The sequence below is a fragment of the Gilvibacter sediminis genome, from assembly GCF_028561565.1.
GTDB lineage: Bacteria > Bacteroidota > Bacteroidia > Flavobacteriales > Flavobacteriaceae > Gilvibacter > Gilvibacter sediminis.
Window position 1 is genome coordinate 602,137 of record NZ_JAQQTE010000004.1, and the last position, 11,378, is coordinate 613,514.

An 11,378-nucleotide genomic window follows, 5' to 3' on the forward strand; every position below is an offset into this window, starting at 1 on the left:
AAGGAATTTTTAACAGCTCTGCCGCTTATTCCCGGATGATGGCGTCATAGATAGCCTGCTGGATTCGTGAACGCAGATCACTGCTAATAAGCATGCGATTGTCAGCCGTAGGATAGGTTCTGTTGGATAGAAACACGTACACGATCTCTTCTTCCGGATCGGCCCAAGTAAAGGTTCCTGTAAAGCCGGAATGTCCAAAGCTCGTCATAGATACACAACCACAGGTTGGTCCTACATCACCCAATTGAGGTTTGTCAAAACCAACGCCACGTCTCACATCATCTTCACAGAAATAACAGGTGTTAAAATCGTCCAGAGTGCTCTCTTTAAAGAACTGTTTGCCCCCGTAGTTCCCCTTCCAGAGATACATTTGCATGATCTTGGCTACGTCATTGGCATTGGCAAACAATCCCGCATGACCACTCACACCACCCAGCATAGCGGCCCCTTGATCGTGGACATAGCCTTTTACAGCCTGCATACGGAAGTAATAGTCTTCTTCAGTTGGAGGAATACGATTTTCAGAAAAACGTCCTAAGGGATTGTATCCCGTTAAATTCGCCCCTAAAGGCCCGTAAAGGTCGCGTTCTACCAGATCCTCTAAGGGACTTCCGTAAAAATCTTCCAAATACTTTCTGAGGATATAAAAAGGAAGATCGCTGTATTTATACCCTTTTCTACTGCGGAGTTCACTCTCCTTGATCGCCTCGTAAATGGAATCTCTATAGTCTTGTCGCATATAAAGTTCATTGGCTACCTGCACGTTGAACGTGTCATTAGCAGTGGCTCGGTAATACAACTGAGAAGGACCATCAATTACAGAGTCCAGGGTTTGTGTATAAAAAGGGATCCACGCACGCAGACGTCCCGTATGGGTCAACATTTTCTTAAGGGTGATGGTAGCTTTGTTAGACCGACTCCAATCGGGCAGCATTTCTTGAATTTCCGTTTCCATACCCAAAACACCTCGATCGTAAAGCTGCATGACCATAGGTAGGGTTGCCAATATCTTGGTCAAAGAAGCCAGATCGTAAATATCATCTGATTTTACGCGTCGCTTTTTATCGGGCGTATGATACCCAAAAGATTGCTGATACACCACCTTCCCTTTACGCGCTACCAAAACCTGAGCTCCAGGCATCATGCCAGCCCAGACTCCATTGCGGGTAAGGGTGTCAATTTTTTTTAATCGCTCTGGGTCCAAACCCACAGAACCCGCTGCTCCGTATTGTAGTCTTCCAATGGCTTTGGTGTCTACTCCAGTATCTACTGGGTATTCTGCACCAACACCTACTGGTAGACGTCCTTGTGCAGCTCGCGCACCAAATATGGCCTGAGCCGCCAATTGCTGGGCTACTTCACTGTTTTGATAAGAGACTATCACGGTCTCAAAGTTTGTCAGCGTCTCTACACCCAAAAGCGCATAAGGGCTGGTGAATATATTGAGGATTACTTTATTCTGACGCGCGATCTCATACAACCAAACCACTTCCTTGTCGGCCATTTTATAAGACTTCCAAGGATTGTCATTAGACTTGTGGAACCCGATGATCACCCGATCGTATTTCTTTAAACTAGAGTTGAGTTGTTCCAACGAATTCGCCTTTACCCAGTCGACATTCGTATACTTTTTAAGCTGCTCGTAAAAGGCAGAACCCGAAGCATCTCCGAAGTTCACATAAGCAATCTTCTGATCCTTCAATTCTTTTATCGGCACCAGAGCAGAATCGTTTTTAACAACCGTCAACGCGCGTTCCAGCAAGAGTTCATTCAAAGCCTCATCTTCTGGAGTATTGAGGTCCTCATATAAATTGTCTTCATTAACCGGTTGATAATTATTCAGACCGACCCAATATTTAGCCTTTAAGATCTTCTTTACCGAAAGTGCCAAACGCTCTTCCGTAATATCACCGGCTCTATACGCAGCGATAATTCGGGCATGTGCCTTTGGAACATCTTCTGAGATCAATAAAATATCATTCCCGGCCATAAATGCCGCTAGATCGATCTCACCCGGTTCACTAAAGTTAGAAGCTCCCTTCATATTCAAAGCATCCGTAAAGATCAAACCATTGAAACCGAGTTCTCCTTTGAGTAAATTGGTGACAATATTGGTCGATATAGAAGATGGATAGCCGTCTTTGGTCTCCAAAGCAGGAACATTTAAGTGAGCGACCATTACGCTCGCTATTCCCTCACGGATCAAGCGTTTGTAAGGACTGAGTTCCAGACTGTCTAAACGCGCCTTATCAAAACCAATGGTGGGTAAGGTCTTGTGTGAATCCACATCGGTATCTCCGTGACCTGGGAAATGCTTGGCATTGGCCAAGACTCCAGCATCTTGCATACCCTGAAAGAAGGCACTGGCCTTATCCGTTACATTGGCAGCAGATTCTCCAAAGGAACGGTTACCAATAATTGGGTTCTTTGGGTTGGTATTGATATCTACAACAGGTGCAAAATTTATGTGTACCCCCAAACGCTTGGAATGCTCACCTATTCGGCGTCCCGCCGCGCGTATGAGAGAATCGTTTTGAACAGCTCCGAGGGTCATATTCCAAGGATAGGCAAAGGTACTGTCCAATCGCATGGCCAGACCCCATTCGGCATCCATACCTACTAATAGTGGTACTTTGGAGAGTTCTTGAAATTCGTTGTTGAGTTTGGCTTGTCTGTAGGGTCCTCCTTTTGAGAAGATCACCCCACCCAAATGGTAGTTACGAATCAGCTCCTTGACCTTGTCTGTTTTACTTTTGGGATCTTCTGAGAATACATCGACCATAAAAAGCTGCCCTACCTTTTCTTGTAGCGACATGCTGTTGTAAATGGAATCCACCCAAGCAATTTGAGCCAATTGGTCTCCAGAAGTTTGTAAAAGAGGATCGATCTGCTGTGCGTTAGTCACGCTTGCTATCAACCCCAATATGACGACAAGAACTTTCTTCATAAAGTAACGCAGATCAAAAACTATGCTAAGAATCTGGCGTGCCAGCTGTCTTTAGCCGGAACTTCCCAATATTCTTCAAATTCTCCTTTAGTATTGACCAAATTATTGAATACAATAGTATTCTTTGAAACTGATTTATTCTTAGCCATTTTCTTAAAGTCGGCTAAGGATTTATGGGCAATGTGCGGCCCATTATAATAAGTGACATTGAGCTTATCTAACAAACTCAAGCCCATTTGCTGCTCTAAACCTTGAATGAAATGTACCGAAGCATCTATACTGCAGCCAGAGGCAGACGCTTGGGATTCATCCAAAGCAATGACGATGAATCTTTGGTAACGCATCTGAAAAGCTGCCTTTAAATTGGCACCATGAGCAGTCCATTGGGTTAAAAACTCTTCCAGTTTTGGCAAAATGGTACCGATCTCATCTTCAGACATTTTTCGATCTGCCTGATAGATCCAAATACGCGCCTCATCCGGCAATGAATCAAAGGGTACTAACATACTAAAGGTCTTGAGCGTTTGCAATCATCTCTGCCACATCCATCACTTGGACGCTATCTTCCTTTTCTGCATTTTTAACCCCATCGGTCATCATGGTATTACAGAAAGGGCAACCCGCAGCAATGATCTCTGGTTTAGTTTCTAAGGCCTCCTCAGTGCGTTCAATATTGATGTCTTTGGTGCCTGGTTCTGGTTCTTTGAACATCTGCGCACCTCCTGCTCCGCAACAAAGCCCACGGCTTTTGCAGCGTTTCATCTCAACCAACTCTACTTCCAATTTTTGAAGCAGCTCGCGAGGTGCTTCATAGATGCCGTTAGCTCGCCCTAAGTAACAAGGGTCGTGGAAGGTGATCTTCTTTCCTTTATAGGTGCCACCAGCAACGGTCAATCGGCCTTCATTGAGCAAGGACTTCAAGAATTGGGTGTGGTGCATCACTTCATAATTGCCTCCTAATCCGGGATACTCATTCTTAATGGTATTGAAGCAGTGTGGGCAGGTAGTGACTACCTTTTTGATCTCATAAGCATTCATAACCTCAATATTCGTCATGGCTTGCATCTGAAATAAAAATTCATTTCCCGCTCGCTTCGCCGGATCTCCTGTGCAGCTTTCTTCCGTTCCTAAAACGGCAAAATCTACCTCAGCCTTATTGAGCAGCTTTACAAAAGCCTTGGTGATCTTCTTTGCACGATCATCAAAACTTCCGGCACAGCCCACCCAAAAAAGTACTTCAGGGGTTTTACCCTCGGCCATCATTTGGGCCATTGTTGGAACTCGCAAGGTTTCACTCATAATTATTCTTTAAATACCTGAATGGTTACGTCTTTTTCTACCAGATCGGTGAATTTACCTTTGTAACGCGTAGCTTTTACAAGGTGATTGTCAATCCAATGGTAATTCCCTCCACGCGGTTTGCCCATCAAAAGACTGTGAAACTTAAAGCCGTGTTTGTTGAGCCAGTTCTCGGTCACTTCACGGTGCTCCTCAGTTCTGGAGGTGAAAAAACAGATGATATGTCCTTGATCGTACCATTTATTGAGCGTTTCTAAAGCGTCTGGAAATGGTTCACAGGTCTCCATACGTTCAGGCTCCTCATTGGGAACGTCCTCGGTAATGGTTCCGTCTATATCGATCAAATAGTTTTTAATTCCTTCTGGTAGGATCGGGCTTACGTGTTCCCCTTCGTCTACCTTTTGTTGGAGTAATTTATCTACGTCTTCCTTCTTCATTGTTTAGTTTTGAGAAATCCTTTTTAGCTATCCGGATAAACAAGGCCAATCGGCGCTCGCCTTCCTTAATTCGATTTTCTGGGGCATAACGTTGGTCATAGGTCATGCTCCATGCTCGTTTTTTAATTACTTCTACCTGCTCTTCATTGCAATAATCGCAAAAGACCTTGGTAACGTCAATTTTCTGCGGATGGCTGCCTTTATAATTGATCACAGTGTATACCTTTATCTGTAGGGAATCCTTGCGGAAGCTTTGGGAATGAGCCAAAGTCCCAATACAGATAAAGAGCAGTGTGAGCAACCATTTATTCATTCACCCAATTTAATCGGTCCATCTGATTATACGGCCAAGGAGCTCCATTGTTTTCAATATTGGTCATGGCTCCGTTAAGCTCATTGCTCGCTGCGGATTGTTCCATTACCAAGTACTGACGCATATCCATTATAATAGACAATGGGTCAATGCTTACCGGGCATGCTTCTACACAAGCGTTACAGGTGGTACACGCCCAGATCTCCTCATGCGTTATATAATCTCCCAAGAGTTGTTTTCCATCTTCTTGGAAGGAACCGTTCTTATCAATATTCTTTCCTACCTCTTGCAATCGATCACGCGTGTCCATCATGATCTTACGAGGCGATAATTTCTTACCCGTTTGATTGGCAGGACATTCACTGGTACAACGACCGCATTCCGTACAGGTATATGCGTTGAGCAATTGCGTGCGTGAGAGGTCCATCACGTCACTGGCTCCAAATTTCGCTGGCGCTTCCTCCTCTGCTCCAGGATCTGGTGCTGCAAAAGGGTCTGCGTTTGGATCCATCATGAGCTTTACCTCATTGGTCACTGCATCTAAATTGACAAACTGCCCTTTTGGAGTGACTTTCCCGTAAAAGGTATTTGGGAAGGCCAACAAGATGTGTAGGTGCTTTGAGAAGTATAAATAATTCAGGAAAATCAAAATCCCGATGATGTGCAACCACCAAGCCGTGCGTTCTAATAGAATCAGACTGGATTCACTCATACCCTCAAAAAGCGGCGCAATAAAACTACTCACCGGATAGCTCCCTGCCGCAGTATAATGAGCAGCGCCCATTTGCTGAAGGTTTAGATCTGCAGCGTTCATGGTTAGAAACAAAACCATAAGCACCACCTCAAAGTATAAGATGATGTTGGCGTCATTCTTGGGCCAACCATTCATCTCCGGACTCATAAAACGTTTAATGCGTTGTACGTTTCTTCGGATCCAAAAAACGATCACTCCAACCAATACCAACAAGGCAAGTATTTCAAAGGTTGCAATCAAGAAATCGTATAAACCACCTAAAAAGGCAAAGATGCGGTGGGTTCCAAAAATACCGTCAATGATGATCTCCAAAACTTCAATATTGATCACCACAAATCCTATATAAACCACAAAGTGTAGCAAACCAGCAACAGGTCTTACCACCATTTTAGACTGTCCCATGGCAATCCGCGCCATATTGCCCCAGCGTTCCTTGTTGTGATCTCCGTAATCCACTTCTCGCCCCAGTTTAATGTTGCGAATAACTTTACGAATGTTCATCGTAAAATAGCCAATGCCCAAAACAAGGGCGATCACAAAGAGAATGTTAGGTAGGTATTCCATAAGTTAGTTGTCGTCTGGCTCCTCCTCAGGGGCTTCGTACTGTTTAGCACGTTTCCCAAACAAAGAGAAGTGCACATAGCGCTTCGGATTGAGTTTCATATCCTCTAGCAGTTGTTCCAGTTGCCCAGAAGCTCCTGCCAGATTGTTGTATAGTTCGTCGTCTTTTAAAAGTTTTCCCATGCTGCCCTCGCCATTTTCAATGGCAGCCATAATTCCGTTCACATCGTTGATGGTCTCCTCCAAGGTCAGCACCATGCGGTTGAGCTCTAGCTTAGCCAGAGAATCTGAAAGTACAGCTACGTTAGCTGCTGTTTTGTCTAAGTTGGTAAAGGTGCGATCCAGCTTGGCGCGATTCTCTTTGATCATGCCATTTAGCTCTGCAGATGCGCTTTGAAAAGAACTCGCCGTTGCATTGAGTTTTTGCAAAGTCTCTTGCAAGGCGCGTTGTCCTTCCGCATCTAGAACATTATTCAGACCCACTAGAATGGTATCCAATTGTTCCAGACTGAAGTTCACTTTCTGTTCAATGGGTAAAAGTCTGTCAGAGACTGCATCCATCATGCCTTGTTCTAACTCACCAGAAAGCATATCACCGCTTTTGGCCAAAGGGGCATCAGAAAAATCAGGAATAATCGCTAGAGATCGACCTCCGATCAATCCGCCACTAAAGATCTTAGCGACACTTTTGTTTGAGAATTCAAAGTCTGTTGCTACGGAGAACTTCACCAACAGTTCGCCTTGCTCGCCTTGAAGTTGAATATCCAGTACCTTGCCTACATCCAGCCCATTGATAGAAACCGGAGCCGAAACTGCCAAACCTCCTACATGCGGATAAGTGGCATAAAAGATACGTTCATTCTCTAGTAGATTTGAGCCTTTAAGGTAATTAAACCCAAAGAATGCCAATAGCAAAAATACTACGGCAAGTATACCTGTTTTTAGTTCTCTGGAAAGTTTCAAAAAGTGCGTTTTTTGGGTTTAAACAAAGGTAGAAATAAATTCAAAACCGCTAGGGGCTAATTGGATTTAATAATCGTGGAGAGTTTTTGCTTTTTCCCGTCCTTGAAAGCTACAATATAACAAGAGGCATAGCCCTTCTCTTGGGCAAAGGTTTTCATGAGCAGGATCTTGTTGTAATCTGAGGTCTCTCCGTAGTAATATTTATACAAATTGCCTTCTTTACTACGACTCAATTCGCGTAATCCTTTAAAATTATAAGGCTGTAGCTCGAGTTCTTTGCTGCTTGCCGCTAGCTGTACCTTAAAGGTCACTCCTTCGTAGATGTTTTCCTCTGTGGTTGCGATAGCGGTCTCGATCTCTTTTTCTGTAATCTCCGGATCTTGGCTACCCTCGGTGGCGAGTAGTATACTTTTCTTGTACGATAGAATAGCATCGCTGATGGATTTGGCCATCTCTGTCTTTCCTTTATTGGAGTTCAGGTAAGCTCCCTCTTTCTTATTGGTAATGAAGCCCGTTTCTATCAGCACACTGGGCATATAACTCTGATGCAATACAATGAATCCGGCCTGCTTTACGCTGCGATCTTTACGCCCAAGCTGATTAACAAAATTGTTCTGTACCAAACTCGCCAGCATAATGCTTTGATCCAAATACTCTTCCTGCATCAAGGTCAAACCAATGAATGATTCCGGAGAGTTGGGGTCATAACCTGCGTAATTTTCCTCGTAGTTGTCCTCCAAAAAGATCACTTCATTCTCCTTTTTGGCAACTTCTAGGTTCTGTTTGTTGGCATGTAGCCCGAGCACATAGGTCTCTGCGCCGTAAGCACTTGAATTATGCGCATTACAGTGGATGGATACAAAAAGGTCGGCATCGGCTCGGTTAGCAATGGCACCGCGCTCATAGAGATTCACAAATACATCCGTGTCTCGGGTATAGATCACTTTAATGCCCGGTTGCTTCTCTAACAAAGCTCCAACCTTCAAAGTAATGTCTAAGGCAATCTCACTTTCCTTGATACCGTTGTGGTATTTCCCGCTGTCTTTCCCACCGTGACCGGCATCTAAGACCACGACGAATTCATTTACCCAAACTGGATTCTCAAAGGATTGAAGGGCTAAACCGCTCGTAAGGAGTATCGCAAATGTTAAAAGTATTCTACGCAAATCGTTAATCTTTCTGTTAATAACGCAGCTTTAAGCGCAAAGTTGCGTCTGATTTTTATAGGTTGGACGCTGCTAATCAACCACCACGCACTTATGGGTTTGAATTTAGGGCATTTTTAAAAGGCTGCCTAAAAAATTAATGTAATTTTGAGACGTCAAAAATTGAGCCACTTTTTAATAAATAATACTGCATTGCCCGGTATCACGAAACGTCTGCTTTTTGTGATCGGCTTGTTGTTGGTGACCCTCGCTCCAACAGATGCTTTGGCTCAAGACCTACCCGATTCCACTTCCGTTGTTATTCCAAGAGCCCGCAGAGACTCCACCCGAGTGGCTATGGACAGCTTGTTTACCCAGCCTGTCAATATCGCTCAAAGAGACAGCATTACCGGAGACAGTTTAGTTCCAGAACAAGAAGTGATCACCGATGTGGTGGATTATTTTGGGAAGGATTACGTTTTTATCAACCGCAGGGAAAACAAAGTATACCTCTACAATGAAGCTTTTGTGACCTATCAGGACATGAAGATCGAGGCCGGTATCATCGTCTTGGATTACAACAAAAACGAGGTGACCGCCAAAGGGATCGTTGATACCGCTGGCACTTACACGCAAATGCCTGTTTTTACTCAAGGCCAAAGCGAGGTAGAACCGGATTCCATCATCTTTAATTTTGACACCCAAAAAGCGCTTATATACAATTCAAGAACGGTTCAAAATGGATTCCGAGTGCGTGGAGAAGTCGCCAAAAAGGTGAATGATTCTGTGGTCTATATGAGCAATGTGCGTTTCACGACCTCAGAGAACGTTGACGACCCGGAATATTACTTTTACGCGCGGAAGGTGAAGTTTGTGCCCAAAAAGAAGATCGTTACGGGCTTGACCAATATGTATATCGCAGACGTGCCGACGCCTATTGGCTTGCCTTTTGCTTTCTTTCCGCTGACTGAGGATAGAAAGTCTGGTTTTATTTTACCGCTTATTGGAGAAGATAACGACCGTGGTTTTTTCTTTCAGAACTTCGGATACTACATCCCTATTGCCGATTATGCCGATCTCACCGTAATGGGAGATTATTTTACCAACGGTAGTTATGGAGTCAAAGTAGAAAGTGCTTATCGGGTTCGCTACAAATTCAACGGTAATTTGAGTTTCCGCTTTGAGAACAACCTGACCAGTGAACGTGGATTCCCCGATTTTGCGCAGCAAACCATTTACAACTTGCGATGGAACCACTCTCAGGATACCAAGGCCAACCCGAATTCACGATTCTCTGCCTCGGTAAACTTAGGTAGTTCGCAGTTTTACCGTCAATCGGTTAACCAAAATAACACGGCTAACTTTTTGAACAACAACCTGTCCTCATCAGTCTCATACACCAAGGTATTTCAAGGAGATCCTCAGATCAACCTTGCGCTAACGGCATCGCATCAACAGAATGCTCAGACCGAACAGATTACCATGACCCTGCCCACATTCACAGGGAGCGTTTCAAGGGTCTTTCCTTTTGCGCCTAAATCGGGAAGTAAAAAGGGTATCATTCAAAACATCAACCTGCAATATGATGTGCAGGCCATCAATCAGTACAATACCACAGACAGTCTATTTTTTAGACCAGAAATGTTTAGAGACGCGCGTTTGGGTGCGCGACATACCATTCCCATCACCACGAACTTTAAGTTGTTTAATTACATCAGTGCTTCTGTAAACGCCAACTATCAAGAGGTTTGGGTGTTCAAAACCTTTGAGCAGAGTTTTGATCCAGAGCTCAATGAAGGCGCAGGTGGAGTTGCCATAGATACCGTTCGCGGTTTTGACTCCTACAGGACCTACAACTTCTCAGCAAGTTTAGGAACAACCATTTACGGTAATTTCCCCATGGGGCTTAAAAAGGACTCCACAACACGGAAGATTCAAGCCATTAGGCATGTTTTAAGGCCTTCTGTTAGTTACAGTAACACCCCGAGTTTTGACCAGTTCTATGATGAATACACGGCTCAAGTCGCAGGAACTCCAGACCGGGAAGAGGTCATACAGTATTCTCGTTTTGAAAATACCTTATACGGAGCTCCAAGCAACTTTGCTTCCAGCAATATTGGTCTGAGCATTAGTAATACCATTGAGGCCAAAGTGCGGGATAAAGACTCCACGGCCACGGAGCCCAAAAAGATCATGCTGCTCAACAACCTCTCGTTCAGCACTAACTACAATTTGTTAGCGGACTCCTTGAATTTGGCACCTATAAGTTTTAGAGGAAGTTTACCGGTACTGCCCAAATTAGACCTCAACTTTGGTGGAAGTTTGGACCCTTATGCGCTGAATAATAATAACCAGCGGATTGATATGCTCAACATTAATAATGGCGGGAGTTTATTTAGACTCACCGACTTTAATATGAGCATGAACTACGCCTTTAACAGCAAGGACTTTTTGACGGGTGGTGCTACGGATGAAGATCGATTGGACAATGAAACCTTTAGAAACGGTGGACGCCCAGACGACCTTTTTGGTAACTCCAACGAGTTTGGCAATAATGCGCGGAACCGCAATCAGAATCAAGACCAAGAAGACCCGACAGAATTTAAACGCTATCGCTACAATTTCCCCTGGGATCTGCGATTGGCTTATACCATTACCTATTCCAACAGGCAACGGGAGAACACCATTTCTTCTCACTCGCTCATGTTTAGTGGAAATGTAGAATTATCGCCCCGGTGGTCCGTAGGAGCTTCTTCTGGATATGACTTTACCAACAAAGGCTTTACTTTTACGCAATTCCGCTTTAATCGAGACTTAGAGAGTTGGAACATGAACTTTACCTGGGTACCTTTCAGCAACAGAAGTTCCTGGTATTTCTACATTGGAATTACTGCGGATGTGCTTAGCGACATTAAATACGATAAACAACGCCGACCCGATCAGCGTTTATAAAACCCAA

Annotated in this window: 9 protein-coding genes; 1 reads left to right on the forward strand and 8 read right to left on the reverse strand. The window is 44.2% G+C overall.

What is annotated here, in order from left to right:
- Nucleotides 1–25 precede the first annotated feature (25 nt).
- The 8 genes from POW22_RS10040 to POW22_RS10075 are packed head-to-tail and all read right to left on the reverse strand — an operon-like array spanning nt 26 to nt 8,440.
- On the reverse strand, nt 26–2,947 hold the full coding sequence (locus POW22_RS10040) for a serine hydrolase domain-containing protein (protein WP_272832537.1): 2,922 nt from the start codon (nt 2,945–2,947) through the stop codon (nt 26–28).
- A 20-nt stretch (nt 2,948–2,967) separates the two neighbouring features.
- Entirely contained in the window at nt 2,968–3,453 is a 486-nt protein-coding gene (locus POW22_RS10045; RefSeq protein WP_272832538.1) for an ABC transporter ATPase, read from the reverse strand.
- 1 nt (nt 3,454) lies between these two features.
- Nucleotides 3,455–4,246: a (Fe-S)-binding protein gene (locus POW22_RS10050; RefSeq protein ID WP_272832539.1), complete on the reverse strand. Its 792-nt coding sequence runs from the start codon at nt 4,244–4,246 to the stop codon at nt 3,455–3,457.
- A 2-nt stretch (nt 4,247–4,248) separates the two neighbouring features.
- A complete protein-coding gene (locus POW22_RS10055; RefSeq protein WP_272832540.1) occupies nt 4,249–4,683 on the reverse strand; it encodes an LNS2 domain-containing protein in 435 nt (144 codons plus the stop codon).
- Entirely contained in the window at nt 4,661–4,996 is a 336-nt protein-coding gene (locus tag POW22_RS10060) for a hypothetical protein (protein WP_272832541.1), read from the reverse strand. Before POW22_RS10060 ends, POW22_RS10055 begins: the two co-directional genes overlap by 23 nt.
- Nucleotides 4,989–6,314 (reverse strand): 4Fe-4S dicluster domain-containing protein, encoded by a 1,326-nt coding sequence (locus tag POW22_RS10065; RefSeq protein ID WP_272832542.1) that lies wholly within the window; start codon nt 6,312–6,314, stop codon nt 4,989–4,991. Before POW22_RS10065 ends, POW22_RS10060 begins: the two co-directional genes overlap by 8 nt.
- A gap of 3 nt (nt 6,315–6,317) precedes the next feature.
- Nucleotides 6,318–7,274, reverse strand: coding sequence for an MlaD family protein (locus POW22_RS10070; protein ID WP_272832543.1), 957 nt, complete (start codon nt 7,272–7,274; stop codon nt 6,318–6,320).
- Between the two features lie 56 nt (nt 7,275–7,330).
- Nucleotides 7,331–8,440, reverse strand: a complete 1,110-nt coding sequence (locus tag POW22_RS10075) for an N-acetylmuramoyl-L-alanine amidase family protein (RefSeq protein ID WP_419180998.1) — start codon at nt 8,438–8,440, stop codon at nt 7,331–7,333.
- Between the two features lie 192 nt (nt 8,441–8,632).
- On the opposite strand from POW22_RS10075, the gene POW22_RS10080 reads away from it, so the two are divergent.
- Complete coding sequence (locus POW22_RS10080) at nt 8,633–11,371, forward strand: putative LPS assembly protein LptD (protein WP_272832544.1); 2,739 nt, start codon at nt 8,633–8,635, stop codon at nt 11,369–11,371.
- The last annotated feature ends 7 nt before the right edge of the window (nt 11,372–11,378 follow it).

What these genes read in the sequence shown, in the direction of transcription:
- POW22_RS10040 (WP_272832537.1), bottom strand. Translation starts at nt 2,947, where the DNA reads ATGAAGAAAGTTCTTGTCGTCATATTGGGGTTGATAGCAAGCGTGACT.
- POW22_RS10050 (WP_272832539.1), bottom strand. Translation starts at nt 4,246, where the DNA reads ATGAGTGAAACCTTGCGAGTTCCAACAATGGCCCAAATGATGGCCGAG.
- POW22_RS10045 (WP_272832538.1), bottom strand. Translation starts at nt 3,453, where the DNA reads ATGTTAGTACCCTTTGATTCATTGCCGGATGAGGCGCGTATTTGGATC.
- POW22_RS10065 (WP_272832542.1), bottom strand. Translation starts at nt 6,314, where the DNA reads ATGGAATACCTACCTAACATTCTCTTTGTGATCGCCCTTGTTTTGGGC.
- POW22_RS10055 (WP_272832540.1), bottom strand. Translation starts at nt 4,683, where the DNA reads ATGAAGAAGGAAGACGTAGATAAATTACTCCAACAAAAGGTAGACGAA.
- POW22_RS10060 (WP_272832541.1), bottom strand. Translation starts at nt 4,996, where the DNA reads ATGAATAAATGGTTGCTCACACTGCTCTTTATCTGTATTGGGACTTTG.